General features: G+C 58.6%; 19 protein-coding genes. 14 read left to right on the forward strand and 5 right to left on the reverse strand.

The annotated features are described in order from the left end of the window. Nucleotides 1-697: 697 nt before the first annotated feature. Entirely contained in the window at nucleotides 698-1,450 is a 753-nt protein-coding gene (locus tag LE416_RS09955; protein WP_225048349.1) for a MurR/RpiR family transcriptional regulator, read from the reverse strand. Nucleotides 1,451-1,599: 149 nt separating this feature from the next. Between LE416_RS09955 and LE416_RS09960 the strand changes: the two genes are divergently transcribed. From LE416_RS09960 to LE416_RS09975, 4 genes are all read left to right on the forward strand, one after another. Further along, entirely contained in the window at nucleotides 1,600-2,952 is a 1,353-nt protein-coding gene (locus LE416_RS09960; RefSeq protein WP_225048350.1) for an FAD-dependent oxidoreductase, read from the forward strand. 10 nt (nucleotides 2,953-2,962) lie between these two features. Further along, a complete protein-coding gene (locus tag LE416_RS09965) occupies nucleotides 2,963-3,595 on the forward strand; it encodes an LVIS_2131 family protein (RefSeq protein WP_225048351.1) in 633 nt (210 codons plus the stop codon). 281 nt (nucleotides 3,596-3,876) lie between these two features. Then, nucleotides 3,877-4,146: a type II toxin-antitoxin system RelB/DinJ family antitoxin gene (locus LE416_RS09970; protein WP_225048352.1), complete on the forward strand. Its 270-nt coding sequence runs from the start codon at nucleotides 3,877-3,879 to the stop codon at nucleotides 4,144-4,146. Beyond that, nucleotides 4,139-4,444 carry a type II toxin-antitoxin system YafQ family toxin gene (locus LE416_RS09975; protein WP_225048353.1) on the forward strand — a complete coding sequence of 102 codons (306 nt, stop codon included), beginning with the start codon at nucleotides 4,139-4,141 and terminating at the stop codon, nucleotides 4,442-4,444. The genes LE416_RS09970 and LE416_RS09975 overlap by 8 nt, the downstream gene beginning before the upstream one ends. A gap of 149 nt (nucleotides 4,445-4,593) precedes the next feature. Here LE416_RS09975 and LE416_RS09980 read toward each other — a convergent pair whose 3' ends face one another. Continuing rightward, a complete protein-coding gene (locus tag LE416_RS09980; RefSeq protein ID WP_225048355.1) occupies nucleotides 4,594-4,893 on the reverse strand; it encodes a hypothetical protein in 300 nt (99 codons plus the stop codon). A gap of 677 nt (nucleotides 4,894-5,570) precedes the next feature. Here LE416_RS09980 and LE416_RS13145 point away from each other — a divergent pair. The 4 genes from LE416_RS13145 to LE416_RS10000 all read left to right on the forward strand — a co-directional run bounded on the left by LE416_RS13145 (nucleotide 5,571) and on the right by LE416_RS10000 (nucleotide 8,113). Then, complete coding sequence (locus LE416_RS13145) at nucleotides 5,571-5,777, forward strand: LBP_cg2779 family protein (protein ID WP_225048357.1); 207 nt, start codon at nucleotides 5,571-5,573, stop codon at nucleotides 5,775-5,777. A 135-nt stretch (nucleotides 5,778-5,912) separates the two neighbouring features. Next, entirely contained in the window at nucleotides 5,913-7,028 is a 1,116-nt protein-coding gene (locus LE416_RS09990; protein ID WP_225048358.1) for a lactate oxidase, read from the forward strand. Between the two features lie 298 nt (nucleotides 7,029-7,326). Beyond that, a complete protein-coding gene (locus LE416_RS09995; RefSeq protein WP_225048360.1) occupies nucleotides 7,327-7,794 on the forward strand; it encodes a flavodoxin domain-containing protein in 468 nt (155 codons plus the stop codon). An 88-nt stretch (nucleotides 7,795-7,882) separates the two neighbouring features. Next, nucleotides 7,883-8,113 (forward strand): hypothetical protein, encoded by a 231-nt coding sequence (locus LE416_RS10000; protein WP_225048362.1) that lies wholly within the window; start codon nucleotides 7,883-7,885, stop codon nucleotides 8,111-8,113. Nucleotides 8,114-8,287: 174 nt separating this feature from the next. Here the strand turns inward: LE416_RS10000 and LE416_RS10005 are convergent, their stop codons facing one another. The 3 genes from LE416_RS10005 to LE416_RS10015 form a co-directional block, all read right to left on the reverse strand. Next, on the reverse strand, nucleotides 8,288-8,950 hold the full coding sequence (locus LE416_RS10005; protein ID WP_225048364.1) for a type 1 glutamine amidotransferase: 663 nt from the start codon (nucleotides 8,948-8,950) through the stop codon (nucleotides 8,288-8,290). A gap of 272 nt (nucleotides 8,951-9,222) precedes the next feature. Continuing rightward, nucleotides 9,223-9,846, reverse strand: a complete 624-nt coding sequence (locus LE416_RS10010; RefSeq protein ID WP_225048366.1) for a hypothetical protein — start codon at nucleotides 9,844-9,846, stop codon at nucleotides 9,223-9,225. A gap of 184 nt (nucleotides 9,847-10,030) precedes the next feature. Next, a complete protein-coding gene (locus LE416_RS10015) occupies nucleotides 10,031-10,717 on the reverse strand; it encodes a glycerophosphodiester phosphodiesterase family protein (RefSeq protein WP_225048368.1) in 687 nt (228 codons plus the stop codon). 829 nt (nucleotides 10,718-11,546) lie between these two features. Between LE416_RS10015 and LE416_RS10020 the strand changes: the two genes are divergently transcribed. The 6 genes from LE416_RS10020 (at nucleotide 11,547) to LE416_RS10045 (ending at nucleotide 22,349) form a co-directional block, all read left to right on the forward strand. Continuing rightward, complete coding sequence (locus tag LE416_RS10020; RefSeq protein ID WP_225048369.1) at nucleotides 11,547-14,369, forward strand: SpaA isopeptide-forming pilin-related protein; 2,823 nt, start codon at nucleotides 11,547-11,549, stop codon at nucleotides 14,367-14,369. After that, nucleotides 14,362-15,879 carry a SpaH/EbpB family LPXTG-anchored major pilin gene (locus tag LE416_RS10025; RefSeq protein WP_225048372.1) on the forward strand — a complete coding sequence of 506 codons (1,518 nt, stop codon included), beginning with the start codon at nucleotides 14,362-14,364 and terminating at the stop codon, nucleotides 15,877-15,879. The genes LE416_RS10020 and LE416_RS10025 overlap by 8 nt, the downstream gene beginning before the upstream one ends. 22 nt (nucleotides 15,880-15,901) lie before the next feature. Next, a complete protein-coding gene (locus LE416_RS10030) occupies nucleotides 15,902-16,981 on the forward strand; it encodes a SpaA isopeptide-forming pilin-related protein (RefSeq protein WP_225048374.1) in 1,080 nt (359 codons plus the stop codon). A 66-nt stretch (nucleotides 16,982-17,047) separates the two neighbouring features. Next, nucleotides 17,048-18,136 carry a class C sortase gene (locus tag LE416_RS10035; RefSeq protein ID WP_225048375.1) on the forward strand — a complete coding sequence of 363 codons (1,089 nt, stop codon included), beginning with the start codon at nucleotides 17,048-17,050 and terminating at the stop codon, nucleotides 18,134-18,136. Between the two features lie 661 nt (nucleotides 18,137-18,797). Beyond that, on the forward strand, nucleotides 18,798-19,814 hold the full coding sequence (locus LE416_RS10040) for an IS30 family transposase (protein ID WP_125766670.1): 1,017 nt from the start codon (nucleotides 18,798-18,800) through the stop codon (nucleotides 19,812-19,814). A gap of 1,080 nt (nucleotides 19,815-20,894) precedes the next feature. Beyond that, nucleotides 20,895-22,349, forward strand: a complete 1,455-nt coding sequence (locus tag LE416_RS10045) for an LPXTG cell wall anchor domain-containing protein (RefSeq protein ID WP_225048377.1) — start codon at nucleotides 20,895-20,897, stop codon at nucleotides 22,347-22,349. Nucleotides 22,350-22,695: the final 346 nt, after the last annotated feature.

The following is a 22,695-nucleotide window of genomic DNA, read 5'->3' on the forward strand; positions in this document are numbered from 1 at the left end:
CCTCCTTACTTATGCGTGCAGAAAGCAACACGCAGCTGGGGCGAACCCCTGGGAGTGGTGCACAGTTGATGATCCTGGCCAGGATCGTGGCTTTCCTGCCACTCATTAAGCGTAACCGATTGCCCCCGGCCGTGACCAGCAATTAGGCAGAGGGGTTAATCATTTGCGTCGCGACGCGCGTTGACCGCTTGGCACCGCCAATATTTCCCGGGCAATATATTCCAATCCTTGGCGCTGAGCGGGCAGTCTCAGGATTCTGGGCTGATGCTGCACGCGGGTGATCAGCGCCAAACCTACGATGAGTGGGTGGCCAAGATGTAGTGGGCGGAGGGCCGGCGGGTGGTCAGGCCGTGAAAGGATTAGGTGATGAGTGACCGCGGTCTTGCGGGCACTCACCGCCTAATCCCGGCAAAATTCGAGACGACCAGGGGAGCCGCAGGCGACGGCTGGCTCGAATTTTAGGTTGGAGCCCGAACAGAGGGCGGAGAAGCGCGGGCTTAGTGGGACGGGTAGCCTAGCCCAAGCGTTGAGGCGGGCCCTGCCTCGGCGCTTGGGCGTAGCTAGCCGCTCCCGCGTTGCGCTTCGCAGCCCGTTTCGGGCGGAAACCGGCCGCACAGCCTGACCACCCGCCGGCCCGGAGCCCGCGGCCCGCACGACAAAAAACCCCTCCGGCACAATCCGGAGGGGCAAAGTCTGGTTAGAGTTGGTCTGCGGCCTGCGCGTCCGCCAGCTTGTGGGCCAGCAGCTCGAGCAGGTAGATGATCGGGACCTGGGTGGTGAGGTTCAGCTCGCCGTGGTGAATCTCTGGCATGTAGTAGGCCAGCACCAGGTCGGACATGTGGGCGAGCGTCGAGTCCGCGCGGTTGGTCAGCGCGATGACGAACACGCCGTTTTGCTGGGCGCGGGAGGCCAGCTCGATCACCTGCTGGGTCTCACCGGACACCGACAGGGCGACCATCACCGTGTCTTGGAGCACGGGGTTTTGCACCGGGAAGGGGTAGTCCGTGTCGGTGATCGCCAGGGCGAACTTGCCGACGTTGGACCAGTAGCGCGCGCCGTACTCGGCGAGCGCCTGGCCCTGGCCGACGCCGCACAAAAGGACCATCGGCGCGGGCTGGATGTGGCCGAGCGCCTGGTCGATCAGCTGCGTGAAGTCCGGCGAGTTGACGCTTTCGAAGAACTCGGCGACGGGAATGGAGATGTCGTAGCCGGTCTGCGGGTTGGCGGCGGCGAGCCGGGCGCGGTGCTGCTTGAGGGCGTAGCGCAGCTCGGAGTAGCCCTCGAAGCCCATCTTGTTGGCGAAGCGCAGAATCGTGGTGGTGCTGACGTGGGCTTTTTCCGCCAGCTCGCGAATGGTCATCTTCTCCACGACGGCTTGGTGCTGGTTGATATAGGTGTAAACGGCCGACTCGAGGCCGTTCAGGGTCCGCAACTTATCATACGGGAACACGCCTTCATCTCCTACCTGACGATTTTTCTCCCACTCATCATACCATAACGCCGGCGTGCGTTTGTGGGAAAAACGGCCGCTTCTGATTTGGCGGCCGTTGTGTCATAATGTATACGGCCCACTATCACGTTAATGGAGGAATCGGTCTGATGAAAATTGCAGTCGTCGGATGCACGCATGCCGGCACCGCGGCCGTGCACCAGATTCTGGCGGCACAGCCGGATGCCCAAGTCGATATCTTCGAGCGCCGCGCGGACATCAGTTTCCTGTCCTGCGGCATCGCGCTGTACCTCGAGGGCATGGTGCCCAAGCTTGAGTCGATGTTCTACGATTCCCCGGAAGGCCTGGCGCAGCTGGGGCCCAACGTCCACGTTCACCTGCAGCACGACGTCACCGCGCTCGACGCGCATTTTCACCGCTTCGAGGTCCAGAACATGGTGACCGGCGAGACCTTCACCCAGGACTACGACAAGCTGATCGTGACCACCGGCTCGTACCCGGTGGTGCCGCCGATTCAGGGCGTCAGCCTGCCGCGCATCCTGCTGTGCAAGAACGCGGACGACGCGCGGGCCATCAAGGAGACGGCTAAGGAGGCCGAGACCATCGCCATCGTCGGCGGCGGCTACATCGGCGTCGAGCTGGCCGAGGCGTACAGCCGCACCGGCCACCACGTGCTGTTCATCAACGGCGTGCACCGGCTGTTGAGCCATTACGTCGACGAGCCGATCGGCAAGCTGATCGAGGCCGAGCTCAACCAGCACGGCGTGGACACGCACCTCAACGAGGTCGCGCTGCAGTTCGACTCCGACGAGTCGCACGCCTACATCCGCACGGACAAAACGGAACACACGGCGGATTTTGCCGTTGTGTGCGTCGGCTTCCAGCCGATGACCGAGCTGGTCGAGGGCCAGATCGCCACCAACCCGGACGGCTCGATTCACGTCAACGATTACATGCAGACCTCGGATCCCGACATCTACGCCGCCGGGGACGCGGTCGCGGTGCACTTCAACCCCACGGGACGTGACGCCTACGCGCCGCTTGCGACCAACGCGGTGCGCCAGGGCAAGCTCGCCGGCATCAACGTGCTGGGCAACCGCGTCAAGTACATGGGCACCCAGTCGACCAGCGCGATGCGCGTCTACAACCACACGCTGGCCTGCACCGGCCTGACGCTGGACCACGCGCTGCGGGCCAAGCTGCCCGCCGCCGCGGTGACGCTCAAGGAGAACTACCGCCCCGAGTTCATGCCGAGCACCGCGCCGATCACCATGCGGCTGGTGTACAACACCGACAACCGCCGGATCCTCGGCGCGCAGCTGTACAGCAAGTACGACATCGTGCAGTCGGCCAACCTGCTGTCGGTGATGATCCAAAACAAGAACACCATCGATGACCTGGCTTACGTGGACATGCTTTTCAACCCGCACTACAATAAGCCTTGGAACTACCTGAACCTGCTGGGACAAGCCGCCGTTGAGCAGGCGGACCGAGCGCAATAGGAGGACTAATATGTGGAACCTGATCGGGGTCGCGGCCTGGGCGCTTGTGATCTGCTACCTGATTGCCATCGTGATGAACATTCGCCGGCGCCACCTGCGCATGCTGGTGCTGCACCGCAAGAACCGCGCCGGCGTGACGCTTCTGATTGACCTGATCGAGGTCGTCGTGCTGATTGCTGCGACCTACGGCATGGCCTGGGTGACCTGGCTGCGGCCAACCGACTACACCGACGCGGCGAGCGTCAAAATCGCGTACACGTACGGCAAGCTGGTGATCCAGCCCGACGCGACGCGCTCCTACTACGTGACGGTCAAAACGGGCACCGGTAAGGACGCCGTGCGCTACTACACCTACTGGACGGAGGGCGCCAAGACCGAGATCACCAGTCGCAACGCCGACATCGCCAGCGGCACCAACGCGCTGACGCTGAAGGCCTCCGCCTACCCGTGGGACACCGCGGAGCTGGCGACGCTCGACCGCACGTCCGAGAAGGCCTGGGTCGCCACCATGCGCGCGACCTACAAGCCGACCTTCCTGAACGGGCTGGGCATGCACGTCGGCCACCAGGCGCAGCGCTTCGACCTGATTCGTGTGCCAAACGAGACCGTGATCAAGGTCCTGCCGCTGGGCGAAGACGAATAGACCAAGTGTGATGAGGGCACGACGCTGCGGGCGGCGTGCCTTTTTGCTTGAATTTGATGTGTCGGCTGACACACGCCAGAAAGGGCTCAGATGCACGGCAGAATGCGCTGGATTTTCTGACGCGCACCGGCACACTTGACGTTGTCGTGCGGCGCATGCCTTTTTTGCGAAAAAATTCTAGCAATACAAGGATACTCACACACCGATACCCATTTGGAGCTTATATGGTGTACATAGGTAACCCAATGTGTTACCATATGGTTGATAAAGAGGTGAAAAGAATGACGGAAAAGGCAAAGGATACTCGGCTTAGCATTCGCATTGATCCAGCGTTAAAGACGGCGGGTCAAGACGTTGCGCAAGATATGGGCCTTGATTTGACGACTGCAGTCAAAATGTTCATCACCGCGATGGTGAAAGAGCACCGCTTGCCATTTGAGCCAACAAGTCTGCCGGCAGAAACAATTCAGGCGTTACGGGAATCGGCGCATCATCAAGACTACAAGGCGTACGATACGCCCGATGAAATGTGGGATGATCTGAATGTATAAGACGATCCCGCTGCCGTCGTTCAGACGTGACCTCAAGCGACTGACTCGTAAGCATTATCAGATGGCCTATTTGAAGGATGTCGTTAGTATCCTTGCTGAGGGCGATCAGCAGGAACTCTTGATGCAGCGTTACGCCGACCACCTACTTTCATCCGACAGCAGTTGGCGCGGCCACCGAGAGCTCCATGTTGCGAGGCGGTATAATGATGACTGGTTGTTAATCTATCGGCTTGATCGTGAAGAGGGCGTACTTGAGTTGGTTAGAACTGGCTCCCATCGACAACTTCTTGGTGTGTGAGGACCAGTGGAAGATAACGAAGCGGCTGGGCCATAAGTCGCACTTGGCCCAGAGTACAAGGCGGTCCCCGCGTGTTTCTCGAACTGAGGAAACACGCGGGGACCGCCTTGTGCGCGTTGATGCTGGCTTATGGCCGGCCCGCTTTGTTGTCAGCCGACCAGCACCGCGTGGTCGACGCCTAGAATGTAGTGGACAGCATCCGCCAGCTGCCGCTCGGAGAAGAAGCGGATGTCCTGATGCTCGCCCAGATTGTCGATCTCGATCACCGGCTCGAAGCCGCCGAATGCGCGCAGCTCGCGGCGCAGCCAGGCGTCCCACACGGCGGTGGTCAGCCCGTTGTTGTTGGCGAGGTTGCGCCGGATAATCACGTTCTTGTTCTCGAAGCGCCGCACCCGCAGCTTGGTGTGCTGCGCGGCGGCCAGGTCGTTGAGGTAGGCGAAATGATCCATGGCTGATCCCTCCCTTATCTTGCTCTAGTTCCATTATACAAACAAATGTTCGCTTACGCAAGTTTAGTGGGCGAAAAATTGGTCTGGGGGTAGTGGGCGGCTTGCCCTGTGCATAGTCGGGCTCCGCCGAGCGACGCGGGAGCGCCTAGCTTGCACCGGTACTTGGGGCCAAGTGCGCCCCAAGTACCAGCGCTACGCTATGCGTCCCGCTAAGCCCGCTCGGCTCCGCCCTGTGATAGTCGGGCTCCGCGGGGCGACGCCGGTTCGTCTAGCTAAGGCCGTCACTTGGGCCAAAGTGCGGCCCAAGCGCCAGCCTTACGCTAGCCGACCGGCTAAGTGCGCCCCCGCTCCGCCCTGTGATAGTCGGGCTCCGCAAGGCAACGGCCACTCGTCCAGCTAAGGCCCGCACTCGAGGCAAAGTGCGCCTCAAGCGCGGGCCTTACGCTGGCCGGTGGCCTAAGTGCGCCTTGCTCCGCCCTGTGCATAGTCGGGCTCCGCGGGGCAACGCAAACGCGGCCAGCTAGGACCGGACACTGACCCAAAGCCCGGGTCAATGCCCAGCCCTACGCTGGCCGGTTTGCTAAGAACGCCCCGCTCCGCCCTGTGCAAATAAACTGCTCTTTTTCCCCAAAGTTCGGTATACTAAAGGGGATACAAATCGAGGAGGTTCAAAAACCGTGAGTGAAAAAGATCAAGTAAGTGCGTTCTCTCAGGAGATCATCGCGTTCCAGCGTAAGAACAACCTGACCGATACTGAAATGGCGCTGAACAGTCACGTGTCCGTCGAGCACATCCACAACATTAAGGCGATGCGCGAGGCACCGGAACCGTCGATCGTGGCGAGTCTCCGCGATTACATGGAACACAAGCCGACAGGCAAATAGGACGACGAAAGGCGCGCGCTGCGGCGCCTTTTTTGCTGCCGCCAGAACTTCTTACAAAAAATAAGCCAAAACCCTTTAACTTATAAAAAGTAAGTGTTATGATGAATCTCGTTAACAACTTGGGAGGGATTCATTATGACAATTGTGAATGGCTATGAACAAAGCGATAACGAACGCGCGCTGAAGATTGTGAACCTGCCGGCACTCGAGCAGGAGGCGCAAAAGATTATCCCTAAGGGTGGCTTCGGCTACATCGTCGGCGGATCCGAGGACGACTGGACGCTGCGCGAGAACACCAAAGCGTTCACCCATGCCCAGATTGTGCCCAAGGCCCTGTCCAACATCGAGCAGCCGTCGACGGCCACCACGGTTTTTGGCCTCGACCTTAAGACGCCGATCATGATGGCGCCGGTCGCCGCCCAGGGCCTCGCCCACGCCAAGGGTGAGGTCGACACGGCGCAGGGCGTCGCCGCGGTCGGCGGCCTGATGAGCCAGAGCACGTACAGCTCCACCTCCATCGCCGCCACCGCCGCGGCCGGCAACGGCGCGCCGCAGTTCTTCCAGCTGTACATGAGCAAGGATTGGACGTTCAACTACGCGCTGTTGGACGAGGCGAAAAAGGCCGGCGTGAAGGCCATCATCCTGACCGTTGACGCCACCGTCGACGGCTATCGCGAGGCCGACATCGTCAACGACTTCCAGTTCCCGATTCCGATGGCCAACCTCCAGAAGTTCTCCGAAGGCGCCGGCAAGGGTCAGGGCATCGGTGAGATTTACGCCGCCGCCGCCCAGAAAATCGGCCCGGATGACGTGCGCCGCATCGCGGCACACACCGACCTGCCGGTGATCGTCAAGGGCATCGAGTCGCCGGAGGACGCCCTGCTGGCCATCGGCGCCGGTGCGGCCGGCATCTACGTCTCCAACCACGGCGGCCGCCAGCTCAACGGTGGCCCGGCCGCGTTCGACGTTCTGCCGGCGATCGCCAAGGCGGTCAACCACCGCGTGCCGATCATCTTCGACTCCGGCGTTCGCCGCGGCAGCCACGTCTTCAAGGCGCTGGCCGCAGGGGCCGACCTGGTCGCCATCGGCCGTCCCGCCGTCTACGGCCTGGCGCTCGGCGGCGCGAAGGGCGTCCAGAGCGTGTTCGAGGCGCTGAACCACGAGCTTGAGATCACCATGCAGCTGGCCGGCACCAAGACCATCGCGGACGTCCACCAGGCACCGCTCACACATTTTAATTACGCAGACTAAACACAGGGCGGAGCCCGACTAAACACAGGGCGGAGCTGGGCGCACTTAGCCGGTTGGCTAGCGTAAGGCTGGCGCTTGGGCCGCACTTTGGCCCGAGTGCCTGCCTTAGCTAGACGAGCCGGCGTTGCCCAGCGGAACCCGACTATGCACAGGGCGGAGCCCGACTAACAAATCCGACCGAAAAAGAATCGCAACTTGCGATTCTTTTTTGTATCAGGCCCGCGCAATCCCGCAACCGGCGCGTGAAAGCTTTTACAACCCGCGCGGGGCCTGTATAATGAGGGGAGAGGTGAACGCGATGAAAGTGTTGATTTTGTACGCATCAATCACAGGCAACGCCAAGGGAATGGCGCGGATTCTGGACCAGTTCTTTAAGCACGTCGGCGCGGAGACGACCGTCGGCACCATGCAGCAGACCGACGCGGCGACGCTGAACGATTACGACGCCGTGATCCTGTCGACCTACACGTGGTCCGGCGGCACCATCCCGGAGGAGTCCGAGGACTTCTTCGCGGACCTTGAGACCGTTGACTTCAGCCAGGGCCCGCTGGTGTTCGGCGTCGTCGGCACCGGCGACCCGTTCTACGGCGCCAACTACAACACCGCGCCGGACCTGTTCACGGCCGCCCTGCGCGCCAGCGGGGCCGTCCGCGGCGCGACGACGGTCAAGATTGAGCAAAACGCGACGGAAGGCGACATGCCGGCATTCGCCCAGTTCACCAAGTCCGTCGTGGCCAAAATCAAGGAAGTCCAGGCGGCCAAGTAAGCGGCCGGTCGGTGTGCCGTGACTGCGGCGCCGACACCCGCGGTGGTGCGGCCGGAATCTGAGACGATGCAGAAAGGGAGCGAGCAGTATGGATGAGATCATTTACTTTAACCCAGGCGATGCGGTGGCGCAGGATCACGATTTTGCGGCGGCGCGGCGCAGCGCGGAGATTTTCAAGGCCAAGTCGGTGAAGGACTTGGGGCTGGTGGTCGGCAAGGACGACGACGGCAAGTTCGCCGTGTTCTACGAGGGCGCGGCCCAGGAGCCGAACCCGGGCGCGGAGCCGGCCACGCGGTACACGATTCTGGCGCACCTGTAAGCGACTGACCTAGGGATACGACAAGACAAAACAGGGCTGCCGCCCATCATCGCAAACGCGGTGACGGGCGGCAGCCCTGTTTTGTGGTTCACGCTGGTTCCCAAATGTCTGGTTCACGGCCGAACCGAGCCGGGTGGTTCGTGTGGTGAATCGTTCGCGGCTCCGGCGCAAGGTTCACGCGGTGACCGTTGCGCGCTGCTCGAGGATCAGCTTGGCGATCGCCCGAGCGATGTTCTCGTTGCGCAGCAGCGGGCCGTGGGAGTAGCTGCCGAAGGTGTTCTTGTAGCGCATGCCCTCGACGCCGTCGTCCGGGTTGTTGCCGTAGCCCTGGACCATTTTGCCCAGCGGCTGCAGCTTGTCGGGGTCGTCGAAGTACGTGCGGCCGCTGTGGTTCTCGAAGGCGCGGACGGTGCCGAACTCGGTCTCGAACTCGGTGTCGCCGATCATGCGGGCGTCGGCCTTGAAAACGGTGTGGAGTGGCAGGATGTCCAGCCCCGGGATCTTGGTGCCGCCGGAGGTCATGTAGTAGCTGCCCAAAAGCTGGTAGCCGCCGCAGATGGCGAGCATCGGCTTGCCGGCCTCGATGTAGTCGGTCAACGTCTCCTTCAGGCGCGGCAGGTCCTTGGCCACGACCGTCTGCTCGTAGTCCTGGCCGCCGCCGAAGAACACGAAGTCGTACTGCGACGCGTCGAACGGCGCGTCCAGGCTGATGTTGTCGACCTCAACCGGGTGGCCCTCACGGTTGAGCCAGTAGCGCAGGATTTTGACGTCGCCGCTGTCGCCGTAAGTGTTCATCAGGTCTTCGTAGAGGTACGCGATGCGAATCGTGTCTGCCATGTGGGTCTTCCTTTCCGTGCGCTGAGTATGCCTGATTCTACCACAGAACCGGCGAAAAATCAGCCGGCGGGGATGCGGGCGGGCTTGGGAACGGGAGGGGGGCAGCGCAGAGATGCAGGTGGGGATGCGCGGCGGGCGGCCGCCCAGCTCAGGCCGCCTAGTTTCGACGGCTGCCTGATGCACGCCACGCGGCAACGCGGCCCGGCGCCTGCGGCCGGCGCGCGCCGACCGAGGCCACCGGGCCGCGGATCGTTCGATTCAGTTAGCGGGGCTCACTGCTCAAGCAGCTTGAGCAGCACCTTTTTCGTCTCGGCCTTGTGCTTGGACGTCATCGAGACGAACAGCACCTGCTTGTCCAGACCGTACTTCTTGAACAGCGGCAGCTGGCCGGCGACGACGCCGGTGGCCTTGCCCTTGCTGTTGAAAAGCAGCTTGGACTTGTACTTCTCGACCTGCGCCGCCGTCAGCGGCAGCACGTCGACGCTGCCCTGCTTCTGGTAGTTGCGGTAGATCTTAGGCTCCACCACGGCCAGGTCAATCTCGCTTGCCGCGATGCCGTCGACCAGCCGCTGCATCGCGGCGGCGCTTGCAGACACCGTGTCCCAGGAGACCGCCAGCGTCTGCTTACGCTTGTCGTAGGTGATCCATTTGTCCAGCTGCTTTTCGATGCCGGGCTGGGCCTTGTCGTTGGCGATATTGGCGAAAATGCTGACGTTGAAGGCCTGACTCTTGGCCGTCACCTGGGTGTAGATGAACGAGCCGACCAGCCCGAGCGCCACGAGGACGGCGACGGCGGCCTTCCAGTAGTAGTGGGCGAGGTACTTGGCCTTCTCCTGGTTGGAGATGTCAGAGTGCAGGACGTTTTTGAGCTGATTGTGAACTTCGTATTTAGGCATGGTGTGCTTCCAATCTGTCTGGATTTGTCTGCGTTCGGTGCTTGCCACCATGTTACCACGAAAGCCACCGCGCCGCGCGGGAAGGTGGGCGGTGTCGCATGTGAATCGGGGCGCCGCGGGGATGCCGGACGGCGGAGGCGTTCAGCACGGCACGGCCCCGACGTCGCACGGAAAAATGTGCGGCTCAGCTCTGCTCCAGCCGCAACACGTCCTGGGCCTCCTCGAAGTTGTTGGTGATCAGCCCGGTCACGTGCGGCAGGCGATTGATTCGGCGCATCTGCCACGGGTCGTCAATCGTCCAGAGGCGCTGCGGCACGGCGAGATCCGCGAAGTAGCGGTCGGGGTGCAGCACGTCGGTGAGCGCCGCCATTCGGCCCCACGCCGGCAGCGCCGCGCCCTCGGTGAGAAGGCACCGCTGCATTTGCGGGGCGAGGTCGTGGATGGTGACCAGACTGTCCGGGTTGAACGAGCAGTAGACGGTGCGATCTGCGACGCCGTACCGTTCGACCAGCCCCTGGATCTGCGCCTCGATGCCCTCGTAGCGGTACCGCGTGGTTTTGAACTCGATGTCCAAAAGTGCGTCGGCGTCGGCGACGGCCGCGAGGAATTCCTGGAACGTCGGAATCGGCTCGCCGTTGGCCAGGTGGAACGTGCGCAGCTGCGCGAGCGAGTAGTCCTTGATGGCGCCGTGCCCGTCGGTGGTGCGGTCGATCCACTCGTCGTGCATGATGACCAGCTCTCCATCGGCGGTGCGGTGGACGTCGGTCTCCACACCGTCGATGCCGTGCGCGACGGCGTACCGGAAGCCGGCGAGACTGTTTTCAGGGAAGCGTGCGGGGTAGCCGCGGTGACCGAAGATCTGAAGTGACATGGGAACCTCCTAATGTGGGTGAGGTGATTGGCTGCCAGAGTGGCGTGCGACCTCGGTGCGGTGGCCGGGTTGAGTCGGGGGTCGCAAGCGCGGGCGGAATGAGAAACCGCTGATGCCGTTATTATAGAAGATGCGCCGACTGAAGACGAGGACAATCGGGTGGCGGTTGGTTGATGCTAAAGGCGGGCTGTGGTCAGGCTTAGACTGCGATGAGGCAGTTATAACACTTTTTGCTATTTATTGGTTACAAATGAGTGGCGTGTGCGGCCGCTGCCACGCGTGTGAAGCCGACACATAATTTTTAATTTAATTTTCGAACCGAATATTTCGCCGATTAGCGGATGTATTTGATCGATAGCTGATTGAAAAACGGACTGAAATTGTCTGAAACCGGAAGAAAAAATTCAATTATAAAATTTGTTCCGACAAATACGTTCCTTATATTTTTTGATGATGTCCCGCTACAATTCTGATCGTGTGCCAGCAAATCAACGTTTTTACGACTAACTAGTTGAAATGGTACTAATTTAGGTGAACAAGTATGGTGGGGGATAACAGCAAAGTTGTGCCGCAATTTTGAATGTGTCCCTCGTTACTTTTACTAATTTTTTTGATGAGATGTCGGCGTTGTACGAATATAACGGCTGTGTTACATTAACATTGCTATAAAAAAGTCTTCGGGGGAACGACTTTTTGGGGATGCAAGTGACTGGCCTACGCAATAGCTGTGTGATCCTACACACCTACTTGATCATCCTCGAAAGCGTCATTCGACAGCGAATGCACGCTTTTTTGTTGTACCCAATTCTGACGAGAAGGAGGAATGCACATGAAATTGAAGAAGCTTCTGGCGAGTCTGGCCCTGCTAGTGATTACAATCGGCGCGATGCCGCTCAACCTAGTGTCTGCGGTTAATGACCTCACCGTGGGGAAGTTCACTCAGGGCGTCATGCGGTACCCAGGCGACGAGTCCGTGCCGGGGCTATACGGCATTATTCTGAGCGGTAATCAGACGATGAATGGTCCGGACACTGAGTCTAACGAGGCCATTTACGGCGATCTGATTGGCGCTAAGGGCGCCTCGGTTCAAGTGGCCGGTAATTATGGCCTTAGCGAAGGCCTAGCAGGGTTGGGAATTGATGATCGACAACGGATTGGTGTTTTACTCAATGGCACATTAGTCGGACACGAGGGCACCTCGTTTGCCTTTGGCCAAGGCCCTGGCCCGGGCTCGGATGTTCCCGGTTACATCGTGCCCAAGGACAGCAATCTGGACAGCCTGCTCAGCGCCAATATTCTTCGGATGATGAACGGGAATGCGACCCCCAATGTTCTGACAATGACGGACGACGAGATGGCAACAACGTTCGACAAGCTGATGAGGAGCGAACGTGCAACGGAGGATACTTTGGCCGAATTGGTTGCTAATCCACTGCCGTACAAGGACGGCAGTGTTGTGGTCGGGGGCCCCATTTATGCAACAGTTCAGGAATCTCAGATTTCTCTGGAGTCAGACGACGAGGAACCCGCCAAAGTTCTCGTGATTGATGTCCCAATCGAAACGTACAACGGTGAGCGAGTTGCAATGGTGCCGCCGGTCGCCGGGATGGACGACTTGATTAAGGACGAAACAATCACTCAGATTGTCTACACTTGCTCCGATCCGTCGGTGACAAAGGCGATTTTCTTCGGCGCCAACATGCACAATGGCGCACAACTTCCGCCGAAAGATCCTTTTATCAACGAAGCGGCCAAGAAGATTACGTACTATCTTCCCAATATGACCCAGGTCATCAACTTCGGGCCGCAGAAGCCAGCCAGCGAAGACGCCTCTCAAACGGTTCCTGACCTGAAGAAGGGGCCGAATGGCGTCATCGACGATAACAATCCGATCTCTAGTACGGGAGAGGATTCGTATAATCTGGATTTCTTTAAGCCTTATACGACACAGGCACAGATATACGGCAGCGTGATTGCGCCCCTGGCCTCGGTCATGGTTGGCAAGGGCGGCAACATCAATGGCTACGTGCGGGCCAAAAACCTTCACCTTCGTGACGGCGGTGAGGTTCACAACTTCTACAACAATCTGTTGACGCCGGTGGAGATGAACTTAAACAAGTTGGATCCTTTTGGCAAGGGACTGCCTGGCGCCATCTTTAAGCTTAAGGATGATAAGACGGGTGAGGTTAATGAAATCAACATGGCCAATGCGGCAAGTGTTGAGGGAATTAGTCTCGAGCACGGGCATAGCTACACCTTGACCGAGTCCCAGGCCCCGAATGGCTATAAGCCGATCGGCGCGCCCATTACAATCAGGGTCAATGCGGCCGGCAAGATTTTTGTCAACGGGAATCAGCTTAAGGAGAGCAATCCGAATGTGGCACCCAATGTTTCGGCCAGCTTAGTCGGTGACGAAAAGGCGACGCTTCAATTCGATATCACCGACGATAAGGACAACCCCCATTTCGCCTTTACGAAGGTTGATAACACGCTCGCAAATGACAGCCAAGCCCTAGAAGGCGCCGTCTTTGCACTGTACACAGATAAAGACGGGAAGCGTGACGCGAAGATCACCAAGGACATCACGTCCAATTCAGCCGGCCTAGTTGCCTTTGATGCTTACCAACAAGATTTGGTGGTAGGGGCAACCTACTGGATTCACGAGGAAACGGCGCCGGCAGGCTATCAGGCAATTGATGATATTGCAGTAACGGTCGCCGACGATGGCACCGGCAAGCTTGTTGTCACCGGGCTGGATGGTGAGCTCAAGGGCAAGCCCATCACCGTGGCGACCAAGATTAACGACCTGAAGGCGCCCGCCAACATTACGGTCACTAAGAAGGGATTGCAAGGAGCGGCCCTGAAAGGTGCGGAATTCACGCTCTACAGGTACGATTCCACCAAGCCTAACGACCGGGGCGAGCAAGTCGGTGAGCCAGTCTTAACGGATAGTGAAGGCAAAGTCGGCTTTGCCGACCTTGACTGGAGCCAAAAGTACGTCGTAGTTGAAACCAAGGCCCCCATTGGTTACAAGCTACCGACGGATGGCTCACAGCAGAAAACCATCGATTTTCAAGATGGCGGTAAGCTGACGCTCTCGGTAGCGGCGGCGTTCACCGACACGCTGAAGCCGATCACCATTCACCTGAACAAGGTGTCGAAGTGGTTGGGCGACCAGCTCGAAGGCGCGGAATTCACGCTGTTCGACAAGGACGGAAAGCAGATTGGTGATCCAATCACGACCGGGAAAGCCGGCGATGACACCTGGAACTTCGCGCTGACCGGACTGGAAGCGGGCCAGTCGTACACCTTGAAGGAGACCAAGGCCCCTGCAGGATACACGGTTGATCACAAGGCCTACACCGTGGTCGTGGCAGAAGATGGCAAGCGTGTCACCGTGACGCCAGTGGATGCCCAGGAGGACGAGAAGGAAGGCCAAACCGTCGACGTGGTACTGAAGGACGGTGAAGAGGAGAACCTCGGTGATGGGGTCGTCAAGATCACCAACACCCCGACCACGATCCTGCCGCACACCGGCGGCAGCGGGTCCGACCACTTCACCCTGGCGTTGGCGGTCACCCTGCTCGGCGCAGCCTTCGCGCTGGGCACCCTGACTTGGCTGAAGCGACGGGAGGTGCGCGATCATGAGTAAGTTCATCAAGCGATTGATTGGCGCGGCCCTCGGCGTGCTCATCCTGATCGGCATCGGCGCGGCCGCGCAGCCCGTTGAAGCGGCGGCCCCCAAGCGCGTCGATGTCGTGCTCCACAAGCTTTTGTTCCAAGATTCACTGCCCGAATCGCAGCTCAACGACGGGCACGCCCAGCCGGACTTCGGCCAGGCCAGCAAGCCGCTCAACGGCGTGACCTTCACGGCCTACGACGTGACCGGCGACTTCTGGCGGCTGGTGGACCAAGGCGCCAGCGTCGAGGACGCGCAGGACCAGGTTGCCGCCGCCGACTTCCAGGTCGCGGCCGGCGCCGAGCTTTCCAGCGTCGTCACGGCGGGGCAGGGACAGGCCGCTTTTGACCAGCTGCCGCTGCGCGAGGGTGGGCGCTACGCCGTCTACCTGTTCAAGGAAACCGCCGCGCCGGACGGCATCACCGCGAGCCAGAACCTCGTGGTGGTGATGCCCGGCAACCTGGAAGGCGGGGTCCAGTCGCGCATCGACCTGTTCCCGAAGAACCAGATGACGCACGGGTACGCCGAGATTGATAAAACGATTGAGAACAATCGCACCAACTTCGGTTACGGCGACCCGATTCCGTACCGCATCGCGGTCAAGGTGCCGGCCAACATCGGCGCCCTGACCAGCTTCAAGCTGACCGACACCGCCGACACCCGCCTCGAGCGGATCGGCGGGCTGACGGTGACCGTCGACGGCAAGGCTGCCGACGACCTGTACACCGTCACCAAGGCGGACAGCCACAGCTTCGCGCTCACCTTCGACGTCGCCAAGCTGACGCCGCTGGCCAACAAGACGATCACGGTCACCTACCAGATGCGCATCCGGCCCGGCACCGTGCCGGACGCGCCGCTGGTCAACCGCACCGTTTTGTACCCCGGCGACTTCGAGCCTGTCACCGACACCGCCGTGGTGATCACGGGCGGCAAGCGGTTCGTCAAGGTCGACGCCGAGCACCACGGCACCAAGCTCCAAGGCGCGGTCTTCGTGGTACGCAACACGGCCGGCGAGTACCTGGTGCAGGAGAAAACGGGCTGGACCTGGCGCCGCGTCGCCGGGGATGTCGTCAAGGCCTACCACCGCGCAGGCCTGCACACCCTGGTTTCGGCCAAGGACGGCCGCTTCGCCATCACCGGCTTGAAGGCCGGCGCCTACACGCTCATCGAGGTGAAGGCGCCGCGCGGATACACGCGCAACGCCAAGGCGATTCCGTTCGCCGTGGTCGCCGGCGAGTACACCCGTGGCCTGGCCGACCCGTACAACGTGATCAACGTGAAGACGCCGGTCACGCCACCGCACAAGCCGGGCGAACCGACCACCCCGGGGCAACCGGGCAAGCCGGGCTTACCGCCCCGCCTACCACTGACAGGCGGGCACTTACCACAGACCGGCGGCGAATGGGCCGCCTGGCTCTCAATTCTGGGTCTCATCCTGATCGGGCTTGTCGCCGCGGTCAGAGTAAAAACCAAAAAAGCATAGGGAAAATAGGGGAGAAATTACAATGACAAAATCATTTCTGAAAAAGGCGATGACCGTTGTCGGTGCCGCACTGCTGGCCCTACCGCTGGCACTGAACGCGAATATCGTGAGCGCTGCGGAAGGCGATACCGCAACGACGCCAACGCAAAATATTACGCTCACTAAGTATGCCTACACAAAGGGGGATACTCATCCTGACAACACTTCCGAAGACATCTTCAAGGGACCGGATGATCCTGATGCCAACAAGCGTCTCTCCGATGTTACGTTCAATGTATACAACGTGACCGATCAGTATTGGGCTGATCCTTCAGCCTTCAAGGATGATGAGGGCAATATCAAAGCTGATGATTTTGCAACTGATGGTCTGACCCCGGTTAAAATGACCACGGACGCTAATGGTCAGGCAACTCACGACTTTGATGTCTTCACCAAGGACAAGACGTCTGTCTACGTGTTCGAAGAAATCGAGGGCACAACCAACAAGGGGTACACGCTTCAGCCTAAGCTTGCAATCAGCCTTCCTCAAGGCGACAAGCAGGCAGACGACACATACCAGAACCTCTATGTGTTCCCAAAGAATACCTCTGAAGACACGCTTGATATTCAGTTCACCAAGATTGATGGCACGACTGAGAAGCCGTTGGCTGGTGCGAAGTTTGCAATCAAGAATGCTGATGGACTGTTTGCCACGTTCTACAAAGATGGTCAGCCGGTTGCAGAAGTAACTGAATGGAGTGCCGACCCGTCCGATGTTGTTTGGACTAAGGACCAACAGACCACATTTGTTTCTGATAGTGAGGGGATTGTCGGCTTCACTTCGTACCTTGAAAGCAAGCAGGGCGCGGACATCCATGGTATTGCTAAGGACGGCAAGTACACTGCCGTTGAAATTGAGGCGCCAAAGGGTTACGAACAGCCAGCCGCAGACGCTGCTGAGACTGTGGTTCCGGAAGACGATAACACTAAGACCGTCAAGAACACCCCAGAAGGCATCCTCCCACACACCGGTGGCGCCGGCATCGTGGCGTTCGTTGTCCTGGGTGCTGCGCTTCTGACCTTCGGCATCGTCGCTTACAACAAGCGCCGCGCCAGCTTCTAAGCGCCCGCGCGGACTGATAGAATAGAGGCGTCCTGGACGTCTCTATTTTTTATATGCGAGGTAATTATGGCCAAAAAGCAAAAGAAGCCGCTGGGCATCATCGACCTGATCATCATGGTGCTGGTGGTCGCGGGCATCGGCGTGCTGGCGTATCCCTTCGTCAGCGACGCCTACGTCTCCCACAAGAACCAGCAGGTGATCGATTCCTACCAGGTGCGCGAGACCAACAAGAATCAGGCCGCACTGAAGAAGGAGTACCGGCGCTACCAGGCGAAAAACCGCGAGCTGGCCGCGGCCAACACCGCGCCCGGCGTCAGCAGCTTCAACGCGGCGGTCAACGACCAGGGCACGGCCAACACCGACGCCAAGCGCAACCAAAAGAAGTTGGCCGGCGACACCATCGCCCAGCTGACGATCCCCAAAATCGGCGCGAGCCTGCCCGTGTTCGACCACACCACCGACTGGCTTCTGCAGTTCGGCGCCTGCCTGCTGGATGGCACCAGCTACCCGACCGGCGGCCCCGGCACCCACGCGGTAATCTCCGGCCATCGCGGCGTGCCCAACGCCGAGCTTTTCACCCGCCTGCCCGAACTCGGCAAGGGCGACAAGTTTTACATCAAAATCGGGAACAAAACGCTGGCGTATCAGGTGTTCAAACGTGAGGTGATCGAGCCGACCGACGTGTCCAAGCTGCGGATCGCGCCGGGCGAAGACCTCGTGACGCTGATGACCTGCACCCCGTACATGATCAACTCGCAGCGCCTGCTGATCACGGGCCGGCGGGTGCCGTACACCAAGGCGGACGCGGCGGCGGCCGAGCGCGCGACCTGGTGGAACAAGGCGAAGCTCTACGTCTGGGCCCTGGCGGCGCTGGCACTGCTGGGCCTGCTGGCGGCGATGCTGCGCGGCCTGGCAATCGGCCGCACCCGCTACGAGCTGCTGCTCCCGGCCGGCTTCGCCTCGGCGACAGTCAGCCGCGGCCGCCGCACCCGCGCCTTCACCCCAGGCGACGACGGCCTGATCCGCGCCGAGCTGCCGGGCAACCGCTACAAGGTCCAGGCGACCGGTGACGGTGCGGTCGTGCGGTACACGGCCTACATCGGGCGGTTGCGGGACAAGCGGTTCACGCTTCGAACCAAAGGGGAGCAGTCATAGCTGCACACTGAGGAGACTCCTGGTTAGCAGGAGTCTCCTTTTGAATGATTCATAGAATAGTGTGAGGACGCATTAACGCTTAATCCTGGTTGGCGAGAGGTAATCTGGACCGCAAGTGACCACTGCTGAAAGGCGTGGCGTGCGGATGGAGGATAAGGCGAGGGACACGGATAGGCAAAAAATGACGATGAACATCCGAGGAAAAACGTCTACGCTGCGTGGGATTTTTGCACAACAGAATCATAATATTCGAAATAATTTTCGTTTAAAAATATGCCCAGCAAGAAATCGTTCCCCTCTCCGCATGGCTTGCCAACGTTGCATATATGCAACTACACTGCTTTTGCGCCGAAGCTGCAACAATTAGCCGATGGTAATCGTCGGATGATCCGAGGCTTATTCACGTCAAAAAAGACAAACTTGTGCCTCGGTTTTCAAACTGGAGCTCCTTACTTTTAACAATTATTTTGATTAAATATCGGCATTGTACCAATTCTAATCGTGTGTTAACTTTAACTTGCTGTAAGAAAGTCTTCGGGGGAACGACTTTTTTGGGGATCCCCAGTTTACAATTCAAGTGCAACACCCTGACGACTAGACCAAAAAGGCCATGAAGACCTATTCTTGTTAGTACTAGCTAAACAAGAAAGCAGGAATCTTCATGACCCACTCTCAGACTAACACCCACAAGCATTACCAACAACTCAGTTTTAGCGACCGTGCTACAATTCAGGCCCTTCGGGCTGCTAGTGACACCGCGACCGTGATTGCACAGAAGCTTCATCGCAGTAAAGCGACAATCTCACGAGAAATCACGCGTGGATCTGTAACTCAGCTCGACTCGAAGCGTCACTCGCATCAAGTCTATCTTGCGGAAACTGCCCAAGCCATGCACGACCGTAAACGCGATAGAACCGGTCACTACGCCTTTCTTAAGACCGGCCGTGCGTTCTTCAAGGCTCTCGCCAGGGAGCTTACTCGTAAGCCGCGCGTACACAGCGTTGATAGCTTCGTACACTTCTATCGCGACCAGGGCAAGGCTTGCCCTTCAACGACAACTGTGTATCGCTACATCGACGCCGGGCTGCTTGAGTTAGACAACATGACACTTCCCAAGAAGCTCCGACGCCGCATCAAAGGCTATAAGAACGCCCACAAGCGCAAGAATAAGAAGATATACGGCGACTCAATCGAGTTGCGTCCTGCGGCCGTGAATGACCGCACAGGCGTGGGACATTGGGAAGGCGACTTGGTCAAAGGTATTCGCTTAGCTGATGAGCCAGCATTAATGACGCTCACAGAACGGTACAGCCGGACTGAGATCATCGTCAAGATTCCTGACTATCATGCGGGCACCTGCCTTAAAGCCTTGCAGGACACGATCGACGACTACGGGGCCAAGGAATTTGAGAGTATCACTTTTGACAATGGTTCCGAGTTTGCCAAGTTATCAGAGATTGTTGGAACCCAGATTTACTTCGCACATCCGTACTCGCCTTGGGAGCGTGGCACAAACGAGAACGCCAATGGACTGCTTAGGGAATTCTTCCCGAAAGGGAAGTCTCTCAGAGCAGTTACCCTGGTTGAAATTCAAGCAGTCCAATCCGCACTGAACCATCGTCCCAGACGTATTCTGAACTATCTTCGCCCATGCGATTACTACCGATGCATGGCGTAACAGCCTAGACCACTATCAAGAATTCGTTATCATCGTTGCACTTGACTTGAAAATTGAGGACTTTTTTGGGGATGTTAGTGACTGGCCTGTGCAATGCCGCACGTCTACTTGAGTGTACGTGTACACCTTTCTAAGCATTCTCGAGAAGCGTCATTCGGAAGCGAATGTCGCTTTTTTGTTACCCCGAGGCTGAGAGGGAGGCGTACGCGGAATCGGAAATCATAATCATAATAATTGTTTCAGCGCATCGTCTTTCAGGTGCCCACGAACTAGGCCGGTTGACGGCTCGGGCACTGCCCATGCGACGTCGAATCGCTTCCGCTTGAGAACCGATGCCACGGCAGACGTTCAAGGAACTTTCGCGTCGAACACTGTGAACCATCATCCTCCGCCGATCGTGCCGAAGCACGATGGCAAGCGCTGACTATGGACTCGCCCCCGCACCGTGCGCGAAGTCTGTAAGAAGGGCGCCGCTTTGTTGGCCCACTGCCGAGAGCATGATCTCGCGGCACGGGACCACAACCTCGAGAGCGGCACTCGGATGCGCAGAAGCTGTCAATCAACGTGTACTAATCCCCTTGGTTAGGCCGATTGTCCAACAATTGGCCGGCCATGGCAGCTTCAGTTATTACCCCAAGGTATTGGAACGCTGCTTCGGGTGGACTGTCCGCGGCACGCGGCTTGCTTTCAGCGAGGCAAGCACGCGAGCCCCAGGGCCAGAGCCCGAGGACGTTCAGTTCCTCAAGGTGGACGCAAGCTTCTATATTAGTAGCAGCGCGCCCATCTCAAAACTGGCGACCTGGTTCTTCAGTCATCGCCACAGCCTTTTGCTTCGCGGCTGCCCGCAATGCGTCGGCGCAGTCCCGAGAGAGGACAACGCTCCACGGAAACACTGTTTCCAGTTGGAAAAGGTACCACTGGGTGTTTTAGCCGGCGACGGTTGACACCCAATCCGTGCGGGAGGCTCCAGCCTCAGCACGATGCTCCATCTCATGTTTGACGAGAGAACGGCGTGCGGTCGCACAGAATCGTGCACGTGCACGTGAGTTTTCGACGACAGAATTTAGGGGGAACTTTTTAATGAAAGATCGTCGTGGTTTAAAACGATTATATAAGTCCAACAAGGGCTGGATGGTTGCTGGCGTAGTCGCTGCCGCATTGGCTGGCGGCGCATTCGTCGCACCTCAGACCTTTGGCGGGCAGGTCAACGTGGTTCAGGCTGCTACTTCCAGTGTGCCGGAGTATCAGTTCGTAGATATTGATACGCTGGAAGAGGCCCTTCAGAACGATGACGCAAGTGCGGGACTCTACTTCATCGAGCACTATTTGGGACTTACAGATCCTAGAGCGGCAGCTGAAGAATATGGGAACACGCATAAGGTTGTTCCTGGTCATGTCAAAGGCGACCTTAGTAAGAGCAATCTTGCTTTGCTGTCCTACCTCATCATCAACAAGGTGCAGCAGGGCGGACTAAAAGACCAGGCTTATTCAAAACTGTTCGATCAACTAGACGCCGCTTTTGAGGCAGTTGATGAAAGTTATGACGCTGGCTATGATGATGCAATGCAGGGCAAGGAACCTGCAGACGTTTCTGGCCTGCCAGAGCGTAACCGGAATGCCTACAATGAAGGCTACAAGAACGCAACTGATAAGCGTAATGCAGACATTGAAGCGGGGACAAACGCAGGCAAGGAAGACGGAGCGGCAGGTAAAGAATCGGCAGATCTGAGCGATAAGTCAAAGGACTACACTGACGCTTACAATGATGCCTACAAGGAAGCAAAGGCAGCTGCCGATAAGGAGAAAGCTCGTGCTAAGGCAGCGGCAGATGCTAAGGCAGCTATTGAAAAGCTGACTCCAGCAGTTCAGGCTGCGGCAGATAAGTCCAACGCTCGCAAGCAGGCAGCGGCAGATGCTAAGGCAGCTATTGAAAAGCTGACTCCAGCAGTTCAGGCTGCGGCAGATAAGTCCAACGCTCGCAAGCAGGCAGCGGCAGATGCTAAAGCAGCTATTGAAAAGCTGACTCCAGCAGTTAAGGCAGCGGCAGATAAGTCCAACGCCCGCAAGCAGGCAGCGGCAGATGCTAAAGCAGCTATTGAAAAGCTGACTCCAGCAGTTAAGGCAGCGGCAGATAAGTCCAACGCCCGCAAGCAGGCAGCGGCAGATGCTAAGGCCGCTATTGAAAAGCTGACTCCAGCAGTTAAGGCAGCGGCAGATAAGTCCAACGCTCGTAAGCAGGCAGCGGCAGATGCTAAGGCAGCTATTGACGAGCTGATCCCAGCAGTTAAGGCAGCGGCAGATAAGTCCAACGCCCGGAAGGCAGCTGAGGCCAAGACGATTGCTACCGTTGCGACCCCTGCAACAAAGGCTGCCGTAACGACGACTGTCGCTAAGACCACCAAGGCTGCCGCAGCAACCAAGGCACTCCCACAGACCGGTGACGACGTGAACGTTGCCGCCTCCGCAATGGGTGTTGTCGCAGTGCTCGGCGCACTGTTCGGCCTGGCTGGTACTTCTCTGAAGAAGCGCGCCTAAGCCACAATTGTTCCACCAAGGAAGTCTGCCTGCTGGCAGGCTTTTTTGGTTTCAGGAGATTTACATTGGCACCTGTAGTCTCAGTGGCCCGGGTGGTTTAGACGGGATGCGACAAATGATGAGTAAGTCAGATTCATGGGCCGATTCAATCGTTTCGGAAGGCCTGGGGGAGTGGATACACCAGGCGGCCGCGAATCAGTCGATGGGTGTGATGCGAAGGTGGAAGGCCACGCCGATGTAATCTGACTCAGGCGTGATATAAGCTCAAAATATTAGGATCATGAGGAAAAATTGAGCGAAAATTTTTTCAGAAACCGCCGCATTCCTATCATAAATAGGAAACAAA

The sequence above is a fragment of the Lacticaseibacillus kribbianus genome (assembly GCF_020180945.1).
Classification (GTDB): domain Bacteria; phylum Bacillota; class Bacilli; order Lactobacillales; family Lactobacillaceae; genus Lacticaseibacillus; species Lacticaseibacillus kribbianus.

Excerpts from the sequence above, each read along its gene's own strand:
- LE416_RS10020 (WP_225048369.1), top strand. The coding sequence starts at position 11,547 with ATGAAATTGAAGAAGCTTCTGGCGAGTCTGGCCCTGCTAGTGATTACA.
- LE416_RS10025 (WP_225048372.1), top strand. The coding sequence starts at position 14,362 with ATGAGTAAGTTCATCAAGCGATTGATTGGCGCGGCCCTCGGCGTGCTC.
- LE416_RS09965 (WP_225048351.1), top strand. The coding sequence starts at position 2,963 with ATGTGGAACCTGATCGGGGTCGCGGCCTGGGCGCTTGTGATCTGCTAC.
- LE416_RS10015 (WP_225048368.1), bottom strand. The coding sequence starts at position 10,717 with ATGTCACTTCAGATCTTCGGTCACCGCGGCTACCCCGCACGCTTCCCT.
- LE416_RS10030 (WP_225048374.1), top strand. The coding sequence starts at position 15,902 with ATGACAAAATCATTTCTGAAAAAGGCGATGACCGTTGTCGGTGCCGCA.
- LE416_RS10005 (WP_225048364.1), bottom strand. The coding sequence starts at position 8,950 with ATGGCAGACACGATTCGCATCGCGTACCTCTACGAAGACCTGATGAAC.
- LE416_RS09960 (WP_225048350.1), top strand. The coding sequence starts at position 1,600 with ATGAAAATTGCAGTCGTCGGATGCACGCATGCCGGCACCGCGGCCGTG.
- LE416_RS09995 (WP_225048360.1), top strand. The coding sequence starts at position 7,327 with ATGAAAGTGTTGATTTTGTACGCATCAATCACAGGCAACGCCAAGGGA.
- LE416_RS09975 (WP_225048353.1), top strand. The coding sequence starts at position 4,139 with ATGTATAAGACGATCCCGCTGCCGTCGTTCAGACGTGACCTCAAGCGA.
- LE416_RS09970 (WP_225048352.1), top strand. The coding sequence starts at position 3,877 with ATGACGGAAAAGGCAAAGGATACTCGGCTTAGCATTCGCATTGATCCA.
- LE416_RS10010 (WP_225048366.1), bottom strand. The coding sequence starts at position 9,846 with ATGCCTAAATACGAAGTTCACAATCAGCTCAAAAACGTCCTGCACTCT.
- LE416_RS09990 (WP_225048358.1), top strand. The coding sequence starts at position 5,913 with ATGACAATTGTGAATGGCTATGAACAAAGCGATAACGAACGCGCGCTG.
- LE416_RS10045 (WP_225048377.1), top strand. The coding sequence starts at position 20,895 with ATGAAAGATCGTCGTGGTTTAAAACGATTATATAAGTCCAACAAGGGC.
- LE416_RS10035 (WP_225048375.1), top strand. The coding sequence starts at position 17,048 with ATGGCCAAAAAGCAAAAGAAGCCGCTGGGCATCATCGACCTGATCATC.
- LE416_RS10000 (WP_225048362.1), top strand. The coding sequence starts at position 7,883 with ATGGATGAGATCATTTACTTTAACCCAGGCGATGCGGTGGCGCAGGAT.
- LE416_RS10040 (WP_125766670.1), top strand. The coding sequence starts at position 18,798 with ATGACCCACTCTCAGACTAACACCCACAAGCATTACCAACAACTCAGT.
- LE416_RS09980 (WP_225048355.1), bottom strand. The coding sequence starts at position 4,893 with ATGGATCATTTCGCCTACCTCAACGACCTGGCCGCCGCGCAGCACACC.